The organism is Terrabacter sp. Soil810 (assembly GCF_001429645.1).
In the GTDB taxonomy this organism is placed as follows: Bacteria; Actinomycetota; Actinomycetes; order Actinomycetales; family Dermatophilaceae; genus Terrabacter.
On the sequence record NZ_LMSW01000001.1, the window covers coordinates 305,796 to 327,270 of the forward strand.

Sequence of the window (21,475 nt, forward strand, 5' to 3'; positions counted from 1 at the left end):
GGCATACCCACCAGACCACTCGAGTGGGGTGGGGTGCTCGCTCGAGTGGGTGGGGGGGTCAGGTGGTGCGGCGGCGGAGGCCGAGGGCCTTGGCCAGGGCGGGCAGGGCGGCGGCCAGCACCGGGTCGAGCTCACCCCTCGCGATCACCGACAGGCGCACCGGGAGGTCGACCCGCGAGGCCATGACCCGGTCGCCGGGCCTCCCGGACATCCGGGCAGCGCTGGACGGGACGATCGCGATGCCGTCGCGTCGGCGCGAGATCTCCAGGGCCACGGGGGCGGTCGCCGCGTGGCGCGGGGTGCCGCCCAGCGCCGCGATGCGTTCGGCGATGAGCGGACCCGAGTTGTCGTAGGGCGCGTACGTCACGACCCGATCGAGGAAGGGGAGGCTGCCCCGGCGCGGCGGCTGCACCCCCGACGCGACGAAGGCGACGAGCTCGTCGGTGCCGAGCCGGTGGGCGACGACATGGGGCGGCAGCTGCACCTGCTCGGCGATCCCGATGAGGGCCGCGTCCATCGACCCCTCGGCGACGAGGTCGATCATCTCGTTGCCGTGGTGGACCACCGTCGACAGCCGCACGGCGTCGCCGACCAGCTCGTCGAGCGCCGGGAACGCGTAGCCGGAGATGCCGGCGAACGTGCCGACTCGCAGGGTGCGGGCTGATGCGGACGACCGGACCGCCGCGAAGACCCCGTGGAGGTGTCCGAGGATGTGCTCGGCCTGTCGGACCATCTCCGCGCCCGCTGGTGTGGCGGTCGTCCCGAGCGGGCTGCGAGCGAAGAGCACTGTGCCACAGCGTCGCTCGAGTCGTGACAAGCGCTGTGAGGCGGCCGGCTGGCTGACGAGAAGCTCCCGCGCCGCCGCCCCGAGCGACTGGGTCCGGTGCAGCGTCAGCACGAGGCTGAGGTCCTCGACATCGGGCACCTGCACCAATGTGTTCATAAGTCCACCTTATGACCGCCACACAGGTCCTGCTCCCTACCGCAGGTGCAAGTCCCCGTCGAGGCTGGATGGCGTGACCGCGACAGTGACGACCGAGAATCCCGAGAACCCCGAGAACCCCGACCAGACCGACGATCCCGGGACGACGGCGATCCACCACGTGCGAGTCCTCTTGCTGTCCAACGCCATCGAGCACCTCGCCTACCGCTTCACCCAGATCGCCCTGCCCCTCGTCGTGCTGCGCGAGTTCGACTCCGCGGCGATGGCGGGTCTCTTGGGAGGCCTCGCCGGCCTGCCGGTCGTGACGTCCCCGTGGTGGGCCCGCCACCTGCGTCAGCGCCTCGGCGACGGCCGCGGACTCGCGCTCGTGTCCCTCTGGCAGGCCGGTGCCGTGCTCGTCGTCCCGGTCGCGCTGGCCCTCGGGGCGCTGCATCCCGTGATGCTTGCTCTGGCCGGGCTCGCGGTGGGCGTCTCGGACGCCCTTGCCTCGCCGGGCCGCACGGCGCTGCTCGGCGACCTCGGCGACCGGCTGGGCGCCGGCGCCGCCATCCGCGTCATCACGTGGGACGACGCCCTGCGCCGCGGCGCGATGGTCGTCGGGCCGGCGCTCGCCGGGCTCGGTGTGCAGCTGGGCCGGACCGACGCCCTGCTCTGGGTCGAGGGGCTCGCCCTCACCGTCTCGGCCCTGCTCGTGCGCCGCGTCGTCGTGCCGGCCGCCACCGGTTCGGTCGCCTCTGTCGCGGCATCGCCGGTGGTCCGGGCGTCGGCTCCCGTGGTCGCGGGCACTTCGGCTCCCGCCCCAGGCATCCTGGCCTCGGTCCGGGACCACCCCGACGTCCTGCGCGGCTGGGTCATGCGCGGGACGAGCTGCCTGCTGTGGTTCGCCTTCGCCCTCGGGCTCGCCGTCGAGGGGGAGCGGACCGGGCGCGCCGGCGCCCTCTACGCGACGGCCCTGACGGCATACGGCCTCGGATCGCTCGTCGTGACGGTCGCCGTCGCGCGGCAGCCGCCGTCGGCGCGCCCGCTCCGTCTCGCGACGGTCGCCTGGGTCGGACAGGGCCTCGCCTTCGCGGCGATGGCCGTCTGGACCACGCCGGTGTCCGTCGCGGTGTGCGCGGCCGCGGCCGGCGCGGTGACCGTCGTCGGCATCCGCGCCATGATGCAGGTGCTGCTGGCCCGGACCCACGGCCCCGCCCGGCGCGCGGCGCTCGCGGGCCAGTCGATCCTCGTCGACGTCACGGTCTCGGTGGGGATGCTCGTCGGGGGCCTCGTGATCGACCACGTCGGACCGCGTCCGACACTCGCCGTCACCGGCCTCGTCACGGCAGCCGTCGCGCTCCTCGCCGGCCTGACGGTGCGAGGCGTGACGGCGACGTCCGCCCCGTCGACGTCCGTCGCCCGTGGCCTCGACCGGGCGTGAGGAGGCCATCCCGATCGCGTCGCTGGGACAATCGCCATTCAGGCGTGGGGTGCCCGCGTCCGGGAGTAGCGTCGGGACGTGACCTTCGAGGTTGCGGCGGACGCCTACAACCGCTTCATGGGGCGTTACTCGGGGCCGCTCGCTACGCGATTCGCCGACTGGTCCGGTGTGGCCGGGCCGGGTCGGGCGCTCGACGTGGGCTGCGGGACCGGGGCCCTGACCCGCGTCATCATCGACCGGCTCGGCGTCGACGGCGTGTCGGCGGTGGACCCGTCGCAACAGCTGCTCGCGGCGCTGCGCCAGTCGTTCCCGACCCTCGACGTGCAGACGGGGACGGCCGAGCGGCTGCCTTATCCCGACGACCTCTTCGACCACACGCTCGCCCAGCTCGTCGTCAGCTTCATGGCCGACCCGGTGCTCGGCCTCCACGAGATGGCCCGTGTGACCCGCCCGGGTGGGACGGTCTCGGCGTGCGTGTGGGACCTCGCCGGCGGTGGGGCCCCGTTGACCGCCTTCTGGCAGGCAGCTCGGGACCTCGACCCGGACGTCGACGACGAGTCCGGGATGAGCGGGGTCCGCGAGGGCGAGCTCGCCAGCCTCTGCGACCAGGCCGGTCTCAACCAGATCGAGGACACCGCCCTCACGGTCACGGTGCGCCACCCGAGCTTCGAGGACTGGTGGGACCCGTACACGCTCGGCGTCGGCCCGGCCGGCGCGCACGTCCAGAGCCTCGACGAGGTCGGCCGCATCCGCCTGCGCGACCACTGCCGCGAGCTCCTGCCCGAGCCGCCGTTCTACATCATGGCCACCGCCTGGGCCGTGCGCGCCCGCGCCTGACACGCCCGAACCCAGCACCCGGCATACCAAGGGGTGAACACCAGTTGGGGGCGACGCACGCCCCGGCCCGGACGCAGCATCGTCGGCCCTAGGCTGTGGCCCATGTACTACAGCCTCGGGCGCAACCTCCTGTACCCGCTGTCCCATGCGCTGTACCGGCCCACGATCGAGGGCAAGGAGAACATCCCGCGTGAGGGTGGCGTGGTCGTCGCGAGCAACCACCTGTCGTTCATCGACTCCTTCGCGATCCCGCTCGCCTCGCCGCGGCAGGTGCGCTTCCTGGCCAAGGAGGAGTACTGGACGGGCACGGGGGTCGGCGGCTTCGTGCGCAAGGGCTTCTTCACCGCCGTCGGGATGGTGCCCGTCAACCGGTCCTCGCCGACGGCCGCGCAGGAGAGCCTCGACGCCGCGCTCGAGGTGCTCAAGGCGGGCGACGCGTTCGGCATCTACCCGGAGGGCACGCGTTCCCGGGACGGTCGGCTCTACCGCGGGCGTACGGGCGTGGCGTGGCTCGCGCTGACCGCCCAGGTGCCCGTCGTGCCCGTCGGCCTCATCGGCACCGAGGACATCCAGCCGGTCGGGGCGCGCTTCCCGAGGCTCGCGAAGGTGACGGTGCGCTTCGGCGAGCCGATCGGCGTCGAGGAGTATGCCGGGGTGCCGGCGGGCAAGGCGCGGCGGCAGCTGACCGACCGCGTGATGGAGGCGATCGCCGCGCTGAGCGGCCAGGAGCGGGTCGAGACCTACAACGAGGTCCCGAGCGGCGAGGCCACCGTCTGACGCGTTTCGTTGCAGATGCGACCCAGTCGCATCTAGCGTGGGGTCGTGACCCTGACGTCCCCACGGCCGCCCTCGGCCCCGCGCTCGGCGCTCCGGCGGCTCTCACGGGACGACCGTCGCAGCCTCGCCGGCATGGGTGCCTTCGTCCTGCTCCTCCACGTCGTCGGCTGGGGCCTGCTCGTCGGCGTCGTCGCGCCCCAGGAGTACCGCGTCGCTGGCCAGCTGTTCGGCGTGGGACTGGGCGTCACGGCCTACACGCTCGGGATGCGCCACGCGTTCGACGCCGACCACATCGCCGCCATCGACAACACGACCCGCAAGCTCATGGGCGAGGGGCAGCGGCCGCTCAGCGTCGGCTTCTGGTTCAGCCTCGGGCACTCGTCGGTCGTCTTCGCCATGGTCATGCTGCTCGCCCTCGGGATCCGCGCCCTCGCCGGCGCGCTCGAGGACGGCGACTCGACGCTGCAGCACGTCACGAGCCTGTGGGGCACGTCCGTCTCGGGCGTCTTCCTCGTGCTCATCGGCCTGCTCAACCTCGCTGCGCTCGTGGGCATCCTCCGCGTCGCCCGCCGCATGCGCGCCGGCCACCTCGACGAGGCCGAGCTGGAGCGCCAGCTCGACAAGCGGGGCTTCCTCACGCGCATCCTGAGCCGCGTGACCCGCACCGTCACGAAGCCGTGGCACATGTATCCCGTCGGGGTCCTCTTCGGCTTCGGCTTCGACACCGTGACCGAGGTGGGCCTGCTCGTCGTCGCCGGTGGCGCCGCCGCCGCCGACCTGCCCTGGTATGCCGTGCTCACCCTTCCCGTGCTGTTCGCCGCGGGCATGTCGCTGCTCGACACGGCGGACGGTGCGTTCATGAACATCGCGTACGGCTGGGCGTTCCAGCGGCCGGTGCGCAAGATCTACTACAACGCCACGGTCACGGCCCTGTCGGTCGCGGTCGCGCTGGGGATCGGCGGCGTCGAGCTCGTCTCGGTGCTCACCGACCGCCTCGGGGTCACGAGCGGGCCCCTCGCGTGGGTCGGCGGCATCGACCTCGGCAACGTCGGCTTCTGGGTCGTCGGGCTCTTCGTCGTGACCTGGGCGGTGGCTTTCGCCGTGTGGCGCTTCGGGCGCATCGAGGAGCGGTGGTCGGCGGCGATCGTCGACTGAGCGAGGGCAGCCGGCAGGGCAGGCACCACCGCGCAGCCCGGTGCGGGCGGGCAGGACTCAGCGGCGGGCGGCCTCGAACGCGTCCCGGAAGTGCGGGATCGCCGCCTCGATCGACTCGGCCGTCGCCGTGAGGCAGATCCGGAACCAGCCCGGCGTCTCGAACAGGGTGCCGGGCATGACGAGCACCCCCCGCCTCGAGAGGTCCTCGACGAAGGCCTCGTCGTCGGGGATCGGCGAGCGCGGCCAGAGGTAGAAGGTGCCGTCCGGCGGAGTCGTCTCGTAGCCGATCTCGCCCAGGGCGCCGACGAGCCGGTCGCGTTTCGCCTCGAGCCGCGCGACGTCGAGCGAGAGCTCCTCGAGCCGGGGTGTCGCGTGCTGCATGACGGCGTTCGGGAAGAGCCACCCGGCCGCGATCTGCATCATCTCGATGGCCTCGAGCAACGCCGCACGGTCCGCGACCGCCGGTGGCACGGCGATGTAGCCGAGCCGTTGGCCGGGAGCGAGCAGCGTCTTGCCGTAGGAGTAGCAGACCAGCGTGTGCGGGTAGAACTCGGCCGGGCTGTGGAACTCGCTGCGGGAGAACACGATCCGGTTGTAGGGCTCGTCCGACACGATCCAGATGCGTCGACCGTGACGGGCCGACGCCTCGTCGAGGACGTCGGCGAGGCGACGCAGCAGGTCGGGTGGGTAGATGCGTCCCGACGGGTTGTTCGGGGTGTTGACGACGACGATGCGGGTGCGCGGCGTGATGGCTGCGGCGATCGCGTCGACGTCCAGGTCGAAGCTCGGCTGGAGGGCCGGGACCTTGACCGGCACGAGCCCGGCCTCGAGGGCGAGCGGCTCGTAGAGGAACCACGGCGGCAGCGTGTAGACGACCTCCTCGCCGGGATCGGCGAGCACCTTCATCGCCACCGTGATCGCGCCGAAGCCACCCGTCGTCATACGGACGTCGTCGGCACCCCAGCCGAGCGGGACGACCCGATCGAGAGAGGCGGCTGCCGCTGCCTGCGCGGCGACCTCGCTCTGCTTGTAGGCGAACCACAGCTCGTCCCGGGGCAACGCCGCCTCGCGCAGTGCGTCGACGTAGGTCGGCATCTGCAGCTCGTGCGGGTCGCCGAACGTGAAGTCGATGACACCCGGTTCGAGACGGCGCTCGGCGTAGCCCGAGTGCATCCGGAATCCGAACATCATCCGGAAGGGCGCCGCACCCTGGATCCGTTCGCTCCGCCGGGACACGGTCCGGCCGTGCATCCCGTCACCCACTCCAGTCACCCACTCCGGTCACCCACTCCGGCACCCCACTCGCCGCGTCGGACCCTGACGTCCTTCGTCACGCTAGACCGGTGCGGCGGTCCGCAGCCGGCGATTGCGGGGGCTTAGTGTTGCGGTGTGTACGAAGGCGCAGTGCAGGACCTGATCGACGAGCTCGGACGACTCCCCGGGATCGGCCCCAAGAGCGCCCAGCGCATCGCCTTCCACCTCCTGCAGGCCGACTCCGACGACGTGACCCGGCTCGTCACGGCCCTCACCGAGGTCAAGGCGCGCGTCCGCTTCTGCGAGGAGTGCGGCAACGTCGCCGAGGCCGAGAAGTGCCGCATCTGTGCTGACCCGAGGCGCGACCACACGGCCATCTGCGTCGTCGAGGAGCCCAAGGACGTCGTCGCCATCGAGCGCACGCGCGAGTTCCGCGGCACCTACCACGTGCTCGGCGGCGCGATCAGCCCCATCGACGGCATCGGCCCCGACGACCTGCGCGTGCGTGAGCTGATGACGCGCCTCGCCTCCGGCGAGGTGCAGGAGGTCATCATCGCGACCGACCCCAACCTCGAGGGTGAGGCGACCGCGACCTACCTCAGCCGGCTGCTGCGCGACGTCGGCCTCATCGTGACGCGCCTCGCGTCGGGCCTGCCCGTCGGAGGCGACCTCGAGTACGCCGACGAGGTGACCCTCGGGCGCGCCTTCGAGGGCCGCCGCCGCGTCGACGCCTGACCCCCTCGGGTCGGTTGGCTCACGCCCACCGACGACGTATGCCGTCCCGCCCCTCGCTCACTCGAGGGGGATTTGGGGAGGGGCCTGGGTCGACGGGTCGGGCGTGCACCCGGCAGACTGGGCGGCACCGCGCCAGCCAGCCCCACGGCATACGTCCTCGGGGCCCGAACGACCCGACCAGGGAGACCCGTGATGTCCACCGAAGCGCACGACGTCGACGACCTCGGCGGGCTCGCCGACCTCACGGCCGCGGAGGCGAGCGCCTTCCTCACCTCGGTCACGGAGGTCGCCTCGGGCAGCTCGCCCGACACGGCGCTGCCGCTGCTGACCCTCGCGCTCTCGCAGGTGCTCGTCGCGGGCGCGCGGCTCGGTGCGATCCAGGACGTCGTGCCCGAGGAGCGCTTCGAGCCGGACGCGACCGACGACGACGCCGACCCGCTGCGCACGGGCCTGGCCAACGTCTTCGCCGGCATCGACGACTACGTCTACGTCCTCGACCCGATCACCTCGTCGGAGCGTGCCGACGGCTCGATCACCAACGACCTCGTCGACGTGGCGGTCGCCCTGAGCCACGGCCTCAAGCACTACGCGGCCGGACGCAAGCTCGAGGCGCTGTGGTGGTGGCAGTTCAGCTACCTGTCCGAGTGGGGCGACCGCGCCATGACGGCCCTGCGCGCGCTCCAGTCGATCCTGTCTCACCTGCGGCTCGACGCCGACGAGGAGGCCGTGGGCGAGGCGGAGTTCGACGCGCTGCACCCGTAGTCCGCGCAAGAACGTGCGGCGACGGGGCCCGATCGGCGCACGTCTCACCATCGCGACGTCCCGGTGGACGCCGCGCGCGCGAGCCTAGACTCGGTCACACCGCAGACCTGCCGAGACCCCGAGAAGATCCGGAGCCAGTGTGAGCATCGTCGTCCAGAAGTACGGCGGTTCGTCCGTGTCCGACGCCGACGCCATCAAGCGCGTGGCCCGGCGCATCGTCGAGACGCAGCGGGCCGGTCACTCCGTGTGCGTCGTCGTCTCCGCGATGGGCGACACGACGGACGAGCTGATGGACCTCGCCGAGCAGGTCACGCCGGCCCCTCCGGCCCGTGAGCTCGACATGCTGCTCACGTCGGGCGAGCGCATCTCGATGGCCCTCGTGGCCATGGCGATCGCGCATCTCGGCGCCGAGGCCCGCTCGTTCACCGGCAGCCAAGCCGGCGTCATCACCGACGACGCCCACGGCGCAGCCCGCATCATCGACGTGACGCCCGGCCGCATCCAGAGCGCGCTCGACGCCGGTCACATCGCGATCGTCGCCGGCTTCCAGGGCGTCAGCCAGACGACGAAGGACATCACGACCCTCGGTCGCGGCGGCTCCGACACGACGGCCGTGGCGCTCGCCGCGGCCCTCGGGGCCGAGGTGTGCGAGATCTACACCGACGTCGACGGCGTCTTCACGGCCGATCCGCGCGTGCTGCCCAACGCCCGCAAGCTCGACGTGCTCTCGATGGAGGAGATGCTCGACCTCGCCGCCAACGGCAGCAAGATCCTGCACCTGCGCTGCGTCGAGTACGCCCGCCGCTACGGCATCCCGATCCACGTCCGCTCGTCGTGGTCGCGGAAGCCCGGCACGTGGATCAAGGACAACCCCTACGAAGGAGAAGGCGCCGTGGAGGCACCGATCATCGCCGGCATCGCCCACGACCGCAGCGAGGCCAAGATCACGATCGTCGGGGTGCCCGACCGGGTCGGCATCGCGGCCAAGATCTTCGGCGCCATCGCCGAGGCCGGCCTCAACATCGACATGATCGTGCAGAACGTGTCGGCCGCCGAGACGGCCAAGACCGACATCTCCTTCACGCTGCCCAAGGCCGACGGCCCCAAGGCGATGTCGGTGCTCCAGGCGATCAAGCACGAGGTCGAGTACGGCGACCTGCGCTTCGACGACGGCGTCGGCAAGATCGCCCTCGTCGGCGCCGGCATGAAGAGCCACCCCGGCGTCTCGGCGAAGTTCTTCGGCGCGCTCGCCGAGGCCGGCATCAACATCGAGATGATCTCGACCTCCGAGATCCGCGTCTCGGCGGTGACCCGCGCCGAAGACCTCGACGAGGCCGTCCGCGCCGTGCATACAGCCTTCGGCCTCGACTCGACCGAGGACGCCATCGTCTACGGCGGCACCGGCCGCTGAGGCCCAGCCACCGCTCCCGTCGAGAGGTCACATCCGTCCGGGCGTGACCCCTTCGTCGTGTGAGCCACCGGTCGCGTGACCTTCATGACGATGCCGCGGTGACCACCTCGTCGGGCGAGAGACTGGTGTGGGAGGAGGTGACCGCCATGCTCCTGAGGCGTGTCATCCGCTGGATGGTGATCGTCGTCATCGCCGTGCACGGGCTGCTCCACCTGCTGGGGGCGGTCAAAGGTTTCGGATGGGCGGACGTGCCCGCGCTGACCGCGGACATCGGGCCCTGGGCGGCCCTGGCGTGGCTCACGGTTGCGCTGCTCGTGCTCGCGGTGGCAGTCCGCCTCGCTCGGGGCACCTGCCCGTGGTGGCCCCCGCTCCTCGCCGCGATCCTGTCTCAGGCGCTCATCGTCTCGGCCTGGCAGGACGCTGCGGCCGGCACCGCCGTCAACGTCCTCCTGCTCGCGGTCGCCGTTCATGCATGGGCGCGCACCGGGCGGCGCAGCCTCCGTGCCGACTATGCCCGTCACGTGGAGGCGGCACTCTCGCCAGCCCGCGCCCAGCAGGTCGTCACCGAGGGCGATCTCGCGGATCTCCCCGGGCCGGTGGCCCGATACCTCCGTCGCTCCGGAGTCGTCGGCCATCCCGCTGTCGTCGGCTTCCGCGCCTCCATCCGCGGCCGGATCCGGGGCGGCCCGGGCAAGCCGTGGATGCCGTTCGCCGGTGAGCAGGTCAACGTCTACGGCACCGATCCCTGCCGCCTGTTCTTCATGGACGCGACGATGATGGGCCTGCCCGTCGACGTCCTGCACGTCTTCGACTGTGGAACAGCCACGATGCGCGTGCGTCTCGCGTCCGTTGCGCCGATCGTCAAAGGTGCCGGACCCGAGATGGACCGCGCCGAGACGGTCACCGTCCTCAACGACCTCTGCCTGCTCGTGCCGGCGGCTCTCGTCGGTGCCCCGATCAGCTGGGAGTCGCGCAGCGACGAGGTGGCGACGGCGTCCTTCACCCTGGGCCAGCAGACCGTCGCGGCGGACCTCGGCTTCGCCGAGGACGGCCGGCTCGTCGACTTCGTCTCCGACGACCGCCTGCGGTCCTCCCCGGACGGCCGGACCTTCACGCAGCAACGCTGGTCGACCCCCGTACGCTCCGAGCGGGAGTGGGACGGCAGGCGCGTATGCGGTGTGGGCGAGGCGCGCTGGCACGCGCCCGACCCCGAGGGCACCTTCACGTACCTCGAGTTCGTCGTCGACGAGTGGTCGCCCATCGAGGGTGTGGCGTGGGCGTCGGCGGTCGCTTCGCCTTCGACGCGCGGGCTGGGGTCGTCCGCTCTAGGTTGAGGAGGCATGAAGACACCCACCCGCACGGTCCTCGTGGCTGCCACGGCCGTGGCCCTGGCACGTGCCTGTCGGCGGGGGTCGGCGGCCGCACCTACCTCGTGAGCGGCGGCGTCGACCCGGCCCGTGTCTTCAGCCCGACCGACCACGGGCGCACGTGGACCGTCGCCGACAGCCCGGTCGCGGGTGGTGGGTCGGCCGGCATCTTCTCGGTGAGCTTCCGGGACGCCCGGCGCGGCGTCGTCGTCGGCGGCGACTTCGCGGCACCGACCGGCGCGGTCGACAACGCGGCGTGGACGGCCGACGGCGGGCGCACCTGGACGACGTCGACGAGCAACCCGTCCGGCTACCGGTCCGGCTCGGCGTGGGTCCCGCGCACGGCCCGCACGGTGCTGGCGGTGGGTCCGTCGGGCTCCGACGTCTCGACCGACGGCGGCCGCACGTGGTCGACGTTCGACACCGGCAGCTTCGACTCGGTCGAGTGCACGCACGACGGCGCCTGCTGGGCGTCCGGCGATCAGGGACGCGTCGCGGTCCTCACCCGCTGACCGACCTGCTGACCGACCCGCGGGTCAGGCGGGGACGGCGGCGGCCACGACGTCGGCGAGCGCGTCGCGGGTCGGTCCGGGGTCGGGTTGCGGGCGCCAGCCCGTGCGGTAGACGGCCCGGGCCCGGTCCTCGACGGCGCCGAGCGACGACGGGAGCGCCTGCATCGAGAGGTAGGGCCCGACGGCCGCACCGATCGACGGGTCCTGCGCCGCGGCCATCATGATGACGTCGGACGGCAGCCGGGCCGACAGGTCGATGTCGTCGCCGGCCCAGCGTCGCGCGAGCGCGTGGTCCATCGTGATGTGGTCCTCGACCCACGGGCGCATGCCGGCCTCGTCCCACGTGTCGAGCTCCCCTCCGATGGCCTCGACGTCGCTGCCGTGCACGTCAACGAGGCGCAGCAGCTCGCTGACCTGCGTCAGCGACGTGGTGAGGCCACGGCCGAAGTTCGGTGTCGTCGTGCACACCGAGTCGCCGACGAAGACGAGGCCGGGCAGGGCCAGCGCCCCTGACGGCCCGCGCTGCCCGCGGTAGACGTTGAGCAGCGGACCACCCGGCAGCACGTCGGTGACGGCTGCCGAGACGTCGGGGTCGGTCCAGGCCCGCAGGCCGGGGATGGCGGCGGCCGCAGCCTCGAAGGCCCGGGTGTGGCGCAGGGCCACGAGCTCACGGTCGCCGGTCGACCGGATGATGAGTGCGGAGAAGATGCCCCTCTCGTGGAGGAAGACGATGACGAGGTAGCCGACGTAGTTGCCTTGCCAGGCAATGGCATTCGTCATCGGCGGTGTGTCGACGCCGGGCCGCAGGCGGTAGACGCGGTCGACGTAGGCGATGCCGCACTCGCCACCGATCCCCGGGGCGCGCAGGTGCCGGTTGACCCTGCCGGAACGGCCGGAGGCGTCGATCACGAGGTCGGCCTCGAGGTCCGAGCCGTCGACGCGTACGCCCTGGGCACGGCCCGCCCTCGTCGTGACCCCGTCGACGTGCCCGAGGCGCACCTCGAGGCCCGGCTGCTCCAGTGCCGCGGCGCGGACGGCCCGCTCGAAGGTCTCCCGGCGCGAGCGGACGCCGCCCGGCACCGTGCGGCCGTCGCCGAGCGGCATCTCAACCGGTTCGGCGCCCTGGGCCATCCAGGCGTCCCACGCCGCGGGGGCCTCCGCGCGGAGCACCGCCCCGACCTGTGGCCGGAAGGCGTGCGCGTGGTGGAACTGCATGACCCCGCGCCGGGCCCAGGGGCTGCCGTCGTCCGGCGGGCCGGGGTCCCGGTCGACCGCGACGACCGCGTGGCCACGGCGCGCGAGACCCATCCCCGTGACGAGGCCCGTGGGGCCACCGCCGATGACCGCGACTCTCACGACCACCACCCCTTCCGCCCTCTCCACAGTGGGAGCGGGGTGAGCCGACGTCAAGCGGTTTGACGACGCCGGGCGGCTCCCGCGACGGTCTGCGGCATATGTCCACGGCGGCCTCCTCCGGGGCGGAGGAAGGGGAGACAGTCGGTTCCTTCCGGAGGAGCATGGGTATGGGCCAGACACAACACGACCACCTACTCGGGGCGGATAGGTAATGAGCAACGTGACCCCTCACGAATCACACCTGCAGAGCGACGGGTCGGTCTTCCCGCCCGTCACGCCCGATCCTCCTCTGCCGCCCGGTCAGGCGGAGATCAAGGTGCCCGACATGGTCCCGGTCGCCTCTCCGGACGGTCCCGACACCGAGGTGTCGACGCGCGAGACCACCGACGCGACGTCAGAGGTCGCGGGCGTCCGGCCCGATCCCGCTGACTGAGCCACCCTCGGCTCACCGCATCGCGTTGCGGCGCGGTGCGGTTGGCCCGCGACCCGGTGCGGGTATCTCCTCGGTGTGAGACTTCGCCAGAGCACGATCGACAAGCCCGGGATCCGTCGCGTGCGACGTGGCAAGGGCTTCAGCTACGTCGATGCCGACGGGAAGGCCGTCGACGCCGAGACCCGCGAGCGGGTCACCGCGCTCGTCATCCCGCCGGCCTGGCAGGACGTGTGGATCAGCCCGCACCCCAACGGCCACATCCAGGCCGTCGGCACCGACGACGCGGGCCGGCGCCAGTACCTCTACCACGAGGCCTGGCACGAGGCTCGTGGCCGCGAGAAGCACGACCGCGTGCTCGTGCTCGCTCGCAAGCTCCCCGCGTCGCGCAAGCAGATCGCGGCCGACCTGCGCACCAACGGCCTGACGAAGAAGCGCGTCACGGCCGCCGGCCTGCGGATGCTCGACGCCGGGCTCTTCCGCAGTGGCGGTGAGGAGTACGAGGCCGAGCACGGCTCTCACGGTGTCGCGACGCTGCTGCGCTCGCACGTCACCGTCAGTGGCGAGGACGTCACCTTCGAGTTCCCGGCGAAGTCGGGGGTGACCCGCGAGGCCGTCATGACCGACCAGCTGTTGGCGCGGGTCGTGCTGTCCCTCAAGCGAAGTGGCTATCCCGGGGAGCGGCTGCTCGCCTACCGCGACACGGATGGCTGGCACGAGCTGCGCTCGAGCGACCTCAACGTCGCCTTCAAGGAGCTCGTCGGCGAGGAGTACACCGTCAAGGACCTCCGCACGTGGGCGGCCACCGTGACGGCGGCCGTCGCACTCGCCCGGACCGGACCGGTCGACTCCGAGCGCGAGCTCAAGCGCGCCGAGAAGGACGCGATGAAGGTCGTCTCCGAGCACCTCGGCAACACGCCTGCCGTCGCCCGCGGCTCGTACGTCGACCCGCGGGTCCTCGACGAGTACGCCGTCGGTCGCACCATCGCGCGCAGCCTCTCGCGCCTGACCAAGGCCGACCGCACCCGTCTCGAGCTCGGCGAGCTCGTGCGGGTCCGTGACCGTGACGCGCTGGAGCGAGCCGTGATGCGGCTCGTCAAGGGTGCCGCCTGAAGGAGCGTCACAGACGCAGGTATGCCGTTGGGTTCCCTTCGCGCAGAAGGGAACCCAACGGCATACGTGCAGTCTTCAGGCGGTCAGAGGTCGACGACCTCGTTGTCGCCCTCGAGGCGCTCGCCGGTGACCTTCGCCTTGACGAAGTTCGCGATCTGCGTGACCTTGGCCCCGGGGGAGTCCCAGTACTCGGCCGAGTCGGCGCTCACCTTGATGATGATGTTGTTCGGGTTCTCCGGGCCGCCCTCGAGCCAGGCACCGGTGAAGGTGTCCCACAGCTCGGCCAGCTTGGCGTTGTCGTCGACGATGGTCGCCGTCCCGGACAACGACACCCATGAGCTCTTCGAGCTGTAGGCGACGTTGACCCGGGCGGGCGACTGGGTCGCGATGTCGCGGGCCTTGTGGCTGTCGCGCTCGGCGACGAAGAGCACGTCACCGTCGAACTCGACCTCCTGCGTCGCCATCGGGTGGCTCACGAGCACCCCGTTCGAGTCCGCGTGCGTCAGCATCGCGATCCGGATGTCCTTGATCAGGTCGGCGACCTTCGTGGTGCCGTCGTCGTGTTCGCTCATGGAGTTCTCCTCGTCGTCGGGGTCGTGTCGCTGTCTCCCGCGACGTACCCGCTGCTCCGTGGAGTCGGTCGCCGCTGTCGAGGGTTGCGACGAGGCGGCGACGGCCGGGACGTCCCACCGCGCGGGATCATCCCGCCGCGCGGGATCACCCCGCCGCGGCTAGGTTGCTCACGTGCGTGGGACCGAGCGCTCGCTCGAGTGGGGTCGGCTGACGAGGAGCGGCTCAGGCGGTGGAAGGCTCGGCCTCGGTGACGTCGGCATCGTCGGCCGCGGCCGGGCCACCGTGGGCGACGTCCTCGGCCCGCGTGTGCGGCATGAGCAGCCCGGCCGCGATGGTGGCGACGGCGGCGACGAGAACGGCGAGGAAGACGGCCGTCGAGCCGGCCTGCACGGCCTCGCTCGACGCGGCGCCGCCCTCGGCCGCGATGACGGCGTTGGCGATGGCGCCGAAGATCGCGACGCCGACGGCGCTGCCGACCGAGCGCATGAACATGTTGGTGCCCGTCACGACGGCCCGCTCGTTCCACGGCACCGAGGCCTGTGCCGCGATGAGGGTCGGGGTGGCCACGAGCCCGAGTCCCAGGCCGACGACGAGGCACGATGCCGCCGTGGCCCAGACGTTCGGGGTGGACGACGTGAGCCACAGGGCCAGGGCGCCGAGGGTCGCGACGACGAGGCCGATGAGCGCGGTCGGGCGGAAGCCGATGCGCATGTAGAGCCGGCCCGACTGCGATGCCGAGATGGGCCAGCCGATGGTGAGGGCGGCGACCGCGAGGCCGGCGACGATGGGGGTGGCCCCCGTCGAGCGCTCGAGGAAGGTCGGCACGTAGGACGTGAGGCCGACGAGGACGGCACCGACCCCGATGCCGATGAGGCACGTCGCGACGATGAGGCGGCGGGTCAGCACCTCGAGCGGCAGCACCGGCTCCGGCGCACGGCGCTCGATGAGCCCGAAGACGACGAGGAGCACGCCACCGACGACGAAGGAGCCGACGCTCTGCCACGAGCTCCACCCCCAGGCCTGTCCCCCTTCGAGGACGGCGAGGATGAGCAGCGTCAGCGCGACGGTGAGGACGCCGGCACCGGCGTAGTCGATGCGGTGGCGGCGGCGCTCGACGGACTCGTCGTAGTGGCGCCACAGCATCCCCGCCGCCAGCAGGCAGAAGGGGATGTTGACGAAGAAGATCCAGCGCCACGAGGCGAACTGGGAGAAGACGCCACCGAGGGTCGGCCCGACGACCGACGAGACGGCCCAGACGCTCGCGATGTAGCCCTGGGTCTTGGCGCGCTCGGCCACGGTGTAGATGTCGGCGGCGATGGTCGTCGTCATGGGCAGGACCGCGCCCGCGCCGAGCCCCTGCAGCGCCCGCATGATGATGAGCGATCCCATGTCCCAAGCGAACCCGCACAGGATGCTGCCGACGAGGAACAGGCCGATGCCGAAGAGGATGACGGGCTTGCGGCCCACCGTGTCGGCGACCTTCGCGTAGACCGGCACCGAGACCGCCTGCGCGAGAAGGTAGACGGAGAAGAGCCACGGGAACTGCGTCAGCCCGCCGAGGTCCTCGACGATCGATGGGACCGCCGTGGCCAGGATGGTCGAGTCGAGCGCGATGAGCGACGTCGACAGCATGAGCGCGATGAGGATCGGCCCGCGTTCGGAGCGGAATCCCAGGGTGGACGAGGTCGACACGATCCTCCTGCTGGTGTTGGGGCGACAAAGAGGGACAACGCACGCGAGCGCGGTTCATTCCCACCGTCCCGACATCCGGGCCCCTCGTCCCTCCCCGCAGGCGCCGACCGCAGGCCAGACTGGTCACGCGGAGCAACGGGCGTATGCCGTCCGGCGCGCCGGGCGCCACCGGGCGCCTCGAGCGCCACCGGGCCACACGGCATACGTCCTCGGTCGTGTTCCGGAAGGAGCGCCATGGTGCGGACCCTCGGTGTCGAGGAGGAGATGCTGCTCGTCGACGTCCACGACGGCCGTCCGCGGTCGGTCCAGGGGCAGCTGCTCGTGCGCGCCGCACACCGTCAGCAGGAGGTCACGGGCGCCGGCGTGCACGGGGCCGTCGAGGGGGAGTTCCAGCAGCAGCAGATCGAGATGCACACCGCGCCGACCGCCGACCTCGCGACGCTGCGCACCGAGGTCAGGCACTGGCGCTCCGAGGCCGTCGTGGCCGCCCGTGGGACCGGGTCGAGCGTCGCCGCGCTCGCCACCTCGCCGCTGCCCGTGCACCCGGTCGCGGTGAAGTCGGAGCGATATGCGTGGCTGGAGGACCGCTACCAGCTCACCGCCCGCGAGCACCTGATCTGCGGCTGCCACGTCCACGTCTCCGTCGAGAGCGACGAGGAGGGCGTCGCCGTTCTCGACCGGATCCGCGTCTGGCTGCCGACCCTGCTCGCCCTCAGCGCCAACTCGCCCTTCTGGAACGGCGAGGACTCGGGCTACGCGAGCTACCGGAGCCAGGCGCTCGCGAGGTGGCCGTCGTGGGGGCCCACGGGTGTCTTCGGCTCGGCGGACGCGTACCACCGCCTCGTGCGCGACATGGTGCTGTCGTCGGTGATCCTCGACGAGGGGATGGTCTACTTCGTCGCCCGGCTCGCGGAGCACTACCCGACCGTCGAGGTCCGGGCCGCGGATGTGTGCTTCACCGTCGAGGAGGCCGTCGTCGTGGCCGCCCTGTGCCGTGGGCTCGTCGAGACGGCCGCGCAGGAGTGGGCCTCGGGGACGAGGCCGCCCGACGTGCGGACCCCGATGATCAGGCTCGCGACGTGGCAGGCCGGGCGTGACGGGCTCGACGGCCACCTGCTCGACTGGAGGACCGGTCTGCCCGCGCCGAGCTGGACGGTGCTCGACGCGCTCCTCGACCACGTGGGCCCGGCGCTGGAGGCAGCCGGCGACCTCGCGGCCGTGCAGGAGGGGCTCGCGCGGGTGCGCGCGGAGGGCAACGGCGCCGCGCGGCAGCGCGCCATGCTCGCGCGCACCGGACAGCTCGTCGACGTCGTCGCCGAGTCGGTGCGCGCGACGGCCCTGAACGAGGAGGACTAGCGCGAGCCCTGCCGCCCCGCGTCAGTCCGGGGCGGGGAAACGGACGTCGTCGATAGGGCCGGCGAAGACCCGACGCGCGATCTCCATGTGGCCGATGACGTAGCCGACACCGGAGGCGGCCCCCACGAGCGAGACGACCGCGGTGCCCGCTCCGGCGACGTCGGCGATGAGGGCACCGAGGGTGCCGGCCACGATCCCGTTGACGACCATGAGGAAGAACGCGGTGCTGCCCACGATGTGCAGCACGAGGTTGCGACGGTAGCCCAGCGAGTAGGTCTGCATGAGCCCGCGGTCGTCGTCATGGACCGACGCCGTCAGGTAGGGCGCGATCTCCGGGGCGAGCTCGACGTAGGCGTGCCGCAGCCGGTTCATCGCCCGGATCAGGTCGGCATCCTCCCGGCTCGCGAGGTTGACCCTGATCGCCGTCAGCGAGCCCATGACCAGGGCGGCCGCCGCGAATCCGATGGCCATGACCCGGAACGGCGTGCCGAAGCCAGTGGCCTGCGCGGTCAGCGCCAGCACGACCAGGAAGGCGGACACGACGGTGAGGTAGATCGTGATCCGGCTCATGATCTCCGACCACGTCATCGAGCGGGTGCCGAGCAGGCTCCAGTGCTCCGTCGAGAGATAGACCGGCAGGCCCGGCGTCGTCGAGTCGCGCAGGCGGGGAGGGGTGCCGGGCCCCTCGGGGTCGGCGGACTGGCGTGCCGAAGGCGGCTCGTCGCTCATCGTGGTCTCCGTCCGTGCTCGGGGCCGGACGCCGAGCCGGCACCTCCGCACCAGTCTCGCGCCGGGTCGAGCTCGACACACGAGGTTTTCGGTCGGTGCCGGCAGGTCTCCACGGCAGGCGGCGGGGCTTGCTGTGAGGATGGCGGGATGACGTGGACCGCGCCCGAGGTGTCGTTGCCGCAGTTCGAGCCCGTGGGGGACGAGCGGACACTCCTCGAGGCCAGGCTCGCCTGGCGACGGGCGGTGCTGCTCGACAAGTGCGTCGGCCTGACCGGCGAGCAGCTCGCGGAGCGCTCCGTCCCGCCGTCCAACCTGTCGTTGCTCGGGCTGGTCAGGCACATGGCCAAGGTCGAGCGCGGGTGGTTCCGCGAGTTCATCGGCGGGGAGGAGCTCGAGCCCATGTACGACCCGGCGCTCGGGCCGGACGCCGACTTCGAGGACCTCGACCCCGCTCGCGCCCAGGCCGACTACGCGCGGCTGGTCGAGGAGTGCCGGCTGGCCGAGGCGGCGCTCGCGACGATCTCGCTGGACGAGGTCCTCGCGACCGGCAGCGGGCAGATGTCCGTGCGGGCCGTCGTGGGCCACATGATCTCGGAGTACGCCCAGCACATCGGGCACGCCGACCTGCTGCGGGAGTGCATCGACGGCCGGACGGACCGGTAGGGCTCGACACCGCCGAGCCGGGCGATGGCGGCCGTGGTGCTGCGCTGCCTCGGCAGAGGTGGCAGGCCGCTCCCGATGCATGGCTGCCACGCCGTGACTGAAGACACCAGCGAAACCGGTCGCGACTCACCCTTGACGCCCCCCCGGATGGCTGGAGGAGGATTCGGGTGAACCGTCTGGTCCCTGGAGGAAATATGTCCGATCACACGATCGCGTCCGACCATGAGCACGTTCCTGACGACGGCTGCGAGACCGTCGAGCATGGCGACCACCTCGACCACGTCCATGGCTCCGAACGTCACGCCGAGCAGGCCGTGCACACCGACCACGGCCACGTGCACGCCGAGGGTGACGGTTGCGAGACGGTCCAGCATGGCAACCACGTGGATCACCTGCACGATGGGCACCGCCACTACCAGCACGGCGACCACGTCGTCGAACACTGAGGCTCCTCATCTGCCGCTGCCCTGGAACTCGACCAGGAGATGGCGACTGACCTGGACGAGCACATCTGGCGGCCAGGACGATCAGCGACCCGGCCCGTGCGCTGACCGGGATGCTCGACCTGACGCGTGGTGATCACGGCCACCTGCACGCGAGGCTGCTCGACGTCGTCCCCGGCCATGACGAAGGGCCTGGTGGAAGGCGACTCCGTCGCTCTCCACCAAGCCCTTCGGATGGTCGGGGTGACAGGATTTGAACCTGCGACCTCTTCGTCCCGAACGAAGCGCGCTACCAAGCTGCGCCACACCCCGGTGCTGCATCTACCCCTGATCCGTGGACCGGAGGCAGCAAGGAGAGATGCTAGCGCAGCCCCCCGCCCATCTCCGAATCGGGCTCGTCGACCGCCACGAGGACCGTACGGGTCTAGCCCTGCGAGCGGGGGACGAGCGTCAGGAAAGTTGCCTCGGGACGACAGGCCAGGCGTACGGGAGCGGTGGGCGCGGTGCCCAGCCCGGCGGACACCTCGAGCCACGCGGCGCCCTCGGGAGCCTGCGACGACGGCCGGGACCCGGCGCCCGGCCACCAGCGCGACAGTCCCTTGACGCGGCCGGTGTCGAGGTCGCAGTTCGTCACGAGCGCGCCGTAGCCGGGCACGCAGACCTGCCCGCCGTGGGTGTGGCCGGCGACGATGAGGGCGGCGCCGTCGGAGGCGTACGCGTCGAGCACCCGCTGGTAGGGCGCGTGCGTCACGCCGAGCGTCAGGTCCGCGTCGGGCGAGGCCGGACCGCGCACGAGGTCGAGGCGGTCGTAGCCGAGGTGGGGGTCGTCGACGCCGCGGACGTCGATCCGCAGGCCGCGCACGGTGAGCGAGTCGCGACGGTTCGTCAGGTCGACCCAGCCGCGAGAGCCGAGGCCGCGCACGAGGTCGGCGGTGGGGAGCCGCTGCGTCGTGCCGATGCCCTTCGCGAAGTTGCGGGTCAGGTAGCCGAGGGGGTTCTTCAGCTTCGGGGCGAAGTAGTCGTTGGACCCGAGGACGAAGACGCCGGGGATGCCGAGGAGCCGGTCGTACGCGTCGAGCAGGGCGGGCACCGCATCGGGCGCCGCGATGTTGTCGCCCGTCGTGATGACGAGGTCGGGGTCGAGCGACGCGAGGCCGTGCACCCACGAGCGCTTCGCGCGCTGGCGCGGCAGCAGGTGCAGGTCGGACAGGTGCAGCACCCGCAGCGGCTCTGCGCCGTCAGGCAGCACCGGCACGTCGAAACGACGCAGCACGAAGGCGTTGCGCTCGACGAGCGAGGCCCAGCCGAGCACCCCGGCGCCGGCGATCCCCAGGCCCAGGACGGTCTTGGTCACGGCACGCATGGGGCCCATCCTCGCACCCGGGGGCGCGACCCCTGACAAACCCGTCGGGCCCCGCGTGGCCGACCTGACAGACTGGCCCCATGAGCACCCTCAAGGAGCAGCTGAAGTCCGACCTCACGTCCGCGATGCGCGAGCGCGACCAGGTCCGGGCCGGCTCGCTGCGGATGGCCCTCACTGCCGTCACGAACGAGGAGGTCGCCGGCACCGAGCACCGCGAGCTCACCGACGACGACGTGCTCAAGGTCCTCACCAAGGAGGCCAAGAAGCGACGCGAGGCCGCCACGGCATACGTCGGCGCGGGACGCCCGGAGCTCGCGGCCAAGGAGGACGCCGAGCTCGCCGTCCTCGAGGCGTACCTCCCGAAGCAGCTCGGCGACGACGAGCTCGAGGCGATCGTCCGCGAGACCGTCACGGCCTCCGGAGCCACGGGTATGCCGCAGATGGGACTCGCGATGAAGGCCGCCAACGCTGCCGTGGCCGGCCGCGCCGAGGGTGGACGCGTCGCTGCCATCGTGCGCCGCGTCCTGGCCGGCTGACTCCGGCTGCCCGCGCTGTGCGGCACCGTGATGATCATCCTCGCGAGG

The 21,475-nt window shown here is 71.9% G+C and carries 22 protein-coding genes and 1 tRNA gene; 15 read left to right on the forward strand and 8 right to left on the reverse strand.

Going from position 1 to position 21,475, the window contains the following annotated elements:
• Positions 1 to 58: 58 nt before the first annotated feature.
• Complete coding sequence (locus ASG96_RS01340) at positions 59 to 943, reverse strand: LysR family transcriptional regulator (protein WP_082588971.1); 885 nt, start codon at positions 941 to 943, stop codon at positions 59 to 61.
• A gap of 73 nt (positions 944 to 1,016) precedes the next feature.
• On the opposite strand from ASG96_RS01340, the gene ASG96_RS01345 reads away from it, so the two are divergent.
• From ASG96_RS01345 to ASG96_RS01360, 4 genes are all read left to right on the forward strand, one after another.
• A complete protein-coding gene (locus tag ASG96_RS01345; protein ID WP_057586137.1) occupies positions 1,017 to 2,363 on the forward strand; it encodes a hypothetical protein in 1,347 nt (448 codons plus the stop codon).
• Between the two features lie 78 nt (positions 2,364 to 2,441).
• A complete protein-coding gene (locus ASG96_RS01350; protein WP_056761485.1) occupies positions 2,442 to 3,200 on the forward strand; it encodes a class I SAM-dependent methyltransferase in 759 nt (252 codons plus the stop codon).
• 102 nt (positions 3,201 to 3,302) lie between these two features.
• The gene (locus ASG96_RS01355) at positions 3,303 to 3,977 is read left to right on the forward strand and encodes a 1-acyl-sn-glycerol-3-phosphate acyltransferase (RefSeq protein ID WP_056761487.1); all 675 of its coding nucleotides are present in this window, start codon (positions 3,303 to 3,305) and stop codon (positions 3,975 to 3,977) included.
• A gap of 45 nt (positions 3,978 to 4,022) precedes the next feature.
• Positions 4,023 to 5,132, forward strand: coding sequence for a HoxN/HupN/NixA family nickel/cobalt transporter (locus tag ASG96_RS01360; protein ID WP_235506875.1), 1,110 nt, complete (start codon positions 4,023 to 4,025; stop codon positions 5,130 to 5,132).
• Between the two features lie 57 nt (positions 5,133 to 5,189).
• Here ASG96_RS01360 and ASG96_RS01365 read toward each other — a convergent pair whose 3' ends face one another.
• On the reverse strand, positions 5,190 to 6,383 hold the full coding sequence (locus ASG96_RS01365; protein ID WP_057586139.1) for an aminotransferase class I/II-fold pyridoxal phosphate-dependent enzyme: 1,194 nt from the start codon (positions 6,381 to 6,383) through the stop codon (positions 5,190 to 5,192).
• A 138-nt stretch (positions 6,384 to 6,521) separates the two neighbouring features.
• On the opposite strand from ASG96_RS01365, the gene recR reads away from it, so the two are divergent.
• The 5 genes from recR (at position 6,522) to ASG96_RS01390 (ending at position 11,173) form a co-directional block, all read left to right on the forward strand.
• Positions 6,522 to 7,121, forward strand: coding sequence for a recombination mediator RecR (gene recR / locus ASG96_RS01370; protein WP_057586142.1), 600 nt, complete (start codon positions 6,522 to 6,524; stop codon positions 7,119 to 7,121).
• A gap of 192 nt (positions 7,122 to 7,313) precedes the next feature.
• Positions 7,314 to 7,883 (forward strand): DUF5063 domain-containing protein, encoded by a 570-nt coding sequence (locus ASG96_RS01375; RefSeq protein ID WP_056761494.1) that lies wholly within the window; start codon positions 7,314 to 7,316, stop codon positions 7,881 to 7,883.
• Between the two features lie 139 nt (positions 7,884 to 8,022).
• Positions 8,023 to 9,294: an aspartate kinase gene (locus ASG96_RS01380; RefSeq protein ID WP_057586144.1), complete on the forward strand. Its 1,272-nt coding sequence runs from the start codon at positions 8,023 to 8,025 to the stop codon at positions 9,292 to 9,294.
• A 98-nt stretch (positions 9,295 to 9,392) separates the two neighbouring features.
• On the forward strand, positions 9,393 to 10,628 hold the full coding sequence (locus ASG96_RS01385) for a DUF6544 family protein (RefSeq protein WP_057586146.1): 1,236 nt from the start codon (positions 9,393 to 9,395) through the stop codon (positions 10,626 to 10,628).
• Between the two features lie 98 nt (positions 10,629 to 10,726).
• Positions 10,727 to 11,173: a hypothetical protein gene (locus tag ASG96_RS01390; RefSeq protein WP_200962634.1), complete on the forward strand. Its 447-nt coding sequence runs from the start codon at positions 10,727 to 10,729 to the stop codon at positions 11,171 to 11,173.
• A gap of 24 nt (positions 11,174 to 11,197) precedes the next feature.
• Here the strand turns inward: ASG96_RS01390 and ASG96_RS01395 are convergent, their stop codons facing one another.
• Positions 11,198 to 12,529 carry an NAD(P)/FAD-dependent oxidoreductase gene (locus ASG96_RS01395; protein WP_157610589.1) on the reverse strand — a complete coding sequence of 444 codons (1,332 nt, stop codon included), beginning with the start codon at positions 12,527 to 12,529 and terminating at the stop codon, positions 11,198 to 11,200.
• A 220-nt stretch (positions 12,530 to 12,749) separates the two neighbouring features.
• On the opposite strand from ASG96_RS01395, the gene ASG96_RS01400 reads away from it, so the two are divergent.
• Both ASG96_RS01400 and ASG96_RS01405 read left to right on the forward strand, forming a co-directional pair.
• Complete coding sequence (locus ASG96_RS01400) at positions 12,750 to 12,962, forward strand: hypothetical protein (protein WP_157610590.1); 213 nt, start codon at positions 12,750 to 12,752, stop codon at positions 12,960 to 12,962.
• 75 nt (positions 12,963 to 13,037) lie between these two features.
• A complete protein-coding gene (locus tag ASG96_RS01405; RefSeq protein ID WP_056761510.1) occupies positions 13,038 to 14,072 on the forward strand; it encodes a DNA topoisomerase IB in 1,035 nt (344 codons plus the stop codon).
• 83 nt (positions 14,073 to 14,155) lie between these two features.
• Here the strand turns inward: ASG96_RS01405 and ASG96_RS01410 are convergent, their stop codons facing one another.
• Positions 14,156 to 14,644 (reverse strand): pyridoxamine 5'-phosphate oxidase family protein, encoded by a 489-nt coding sequence (locus ASG96_RS01410; protein WP_057586148.1) that lies wholly within the window; start codon positions 14,642 to 14,644, stop codon positions 14,156 to 14,158.
• 223 nt (positions 14,645 to 14,867) lie between these two features.
• The gene (locus tag ASG96_RS01415; protein ID WP_369813559.1) at positions 14,868 to 16,277 is read right to left on the reverse strand and encodes an MDR family MFS transporter; all 1,410 of its coding nucleotides are present in this window, start codon (positions 16,275 to 16,277) and stop codon (positions 14,868 to 14,870) included.
• Positions 16,278 to 16,571: 294 nt separating this feature from the next.
• On the opposite strand from ASG96_RS01415, the gene ASG96_RS01420 reads away from it, so the two are divergent.
• The gene (locus ASG96_RS01420) at positions 16,572 to 17,693 is read left to right on the forward strand and encodes a glutamate--cysteine ligase (RefSeq protein ID WP_056761518.1); all 1,122 of its coding nucleotides are present in this window, start codon (positions 16,572 to 16,574) and stop codon (positions 17,691 to 17,693) included.
• A gap of 21 nt (positions 17,694 to 17,714) precedes the next feature.
• On the opposite strand, the gene ASG96_RS01425 is transcribed toward ASG96_RS01420, so the two are convergent.
• Positions 17,715 to 18,422 carry a hypothetical protein gene (locus ASG96_RS01425; protein WP_056761522.1) on the reverse strand — a complete coding sequence of 236 codons (708 nt, stop codon included), beginning with the start codon at positions 18,420 to 18,422 and terminating at the stop codon, positions 17,715 to 17,717.
• Between the two features lie 147 nt (positions 18,423 to 18,569).
• On the opposite strand from ASG96_RS01425, the gene ASG96_RS01430 reads away from it, so the two are divergent.
• On the forward strand, positions 18,570 to 19,085 hold the full coding sequence (locus tag ASG96_RS01430; RefSeq protein ID WP_057586152.1) for a DinB family protein: 516 nt from the start codon (positions 18,570 to 18,572) through the stop codon (positions 19,083 to 19,085).
• Between the two features lie 194 nt (positions 19,086 to 19,279).
• The gene (locus tag ASG96_RS23960; RefSeq protein ID WP_056761527.1) at positions 19,280 to 19,531 is read left to right on the forward strand and encodes a hypothetical protein; all 252 of its coding nucleotides are present in this window, start codon (positions 19,280 to 19,282) and stop codon (positions 19,529 to 19,531) included.
• A 232-nt stretch (positions 19,532 to 19,763) separates the two neighbouring features.
• Here ASG96_RS23960 and ASG96_RS01440 read toward each other — a convergent pair.
• Positions 19,764 to 19,840 (reverse strand) — tRNA-Pro (locus ASG96_RS01440).
• 112 nt (positions 19,841 to 19,952) lie between these two features.
• Complete coding sequence (locus ASG96_RS01445) at positions 19,953 to 20,891, reverse strand: metallophosphoesterase (protein WP_057586154.1); 939 nt, start codon at positions 20,889 to 20,891, stop codon at positions 19,953 to 19,955.
• 80 nt (positions 20,892 to 20,971) lie between these two features.
• On the opposite strand from ASG96_RS01445, the gene ASG96_RS01450 reads away from it, so the two are divergent.
• A complete protein-coding gene (locus tag ASG96_RS01450; protein WP_057586156.1) occupies positions 20,972 to 21,427 on the forward strand; it encodes a GatB/YqeY domain-containing protein in 456 nt (151 codons plus the stop codon).
• Positions 21,428 to 21,475 lie beyond the last annotated feature (48 nt).

What these genes read in the sequence shown, in the direction of transcription:
- ASG96_RS23960 (WP_056761527.1), top strand. Translation starts at nt 19,280, where the DNA reads ATGTCCGATCACACGATCGCGTCCGACCATGAGCACGTTCCTGACGAC.
- ASG96_RS01340 (WP_082588971.1), bottom strand. Translation starts at nt 943, where the DNA reads ATGAACACATTGGTGCAGGTGCCCGATGTCGAGGACCTCAGCCTCGTG.
- ASG96_RS01420 (WP_056761518.1), top strand. Translation starts at nt 16,572, where the DNA reads ATGGTGCGGACCCTCGGTGTCGAGGAGGAGATGCTGCTCGTCGACGTC.
- ASG96_RS01425 (WP_056761522.1), bottom strand. Translation starts at nt 18,422, where the DNA reads ATGAGCGACGAGCCGCCTTCGGCACGCCAGTCCGCCGACCCCGAGGGG.
- ASG96_RS01415 (WP_369813559.1), bottom strand. Translation starts at nt 16,277, where the DNA reads ATGCTGTCGACGTCGCTCATCGCGCTCGACTCGACCATCCTGGCCACG.
- ASG96_RS01450 (WP_057586156.1), top strand. Translation starts at nt 20,972, where the DNA reads ATGAGCACCCTCAAGGAGCAGCTGAAGTCCGACCTCACGTCCGCGATG.
- ASG96_RS01430 (WP_057586152.1), top strand. Translation starts at nt 18,570, where the DNA reads ATGACGTGGACCGCGCCCGAGGTGTCGTTGCCGCAGTTCGAGCCCGTG.
- ASG96_RS01375 (WP_056761494.1), top strand. Translation starts at nt 7,314, where the DNA reads ATGTCCACCGAAGCGCACGACGTCGACGACCTCGGCGGGCTCGCCGAC.
- ASG96_RS01445 (WP_057586154.1), bottom strand. Translation starts at nt 20,891, where the DNA reads ATGCGTGCCGTGACCAAGACCGTCCTGGGCCTGGGGATCGCCGGCGCC.
- ASG96_RS01355 (WP_056761487.1), top strand. Translation starts at nt 3,303, where the DNA reads ATGTACTACAGCCTCGGGCGCAACCTCCTGTACCCGCTGTCCCATGCG.
- ASG96_RS01365 (WP_057586139.1), bottom strand. Translation starts at nt 6,383, where the DNA reads ATGCACGGCCGGACCGTGTCCCGGCGGAGCGAACGGATCCAGGGTGCG.
- ASG96_RS01410 (WP_057586148.1), bottom strand. Translation starts at nt 14,644, where the DNA reads ATGAGCGAACACGACGACGGCACCACGAAGGTCGCCGACCTGATCAAG.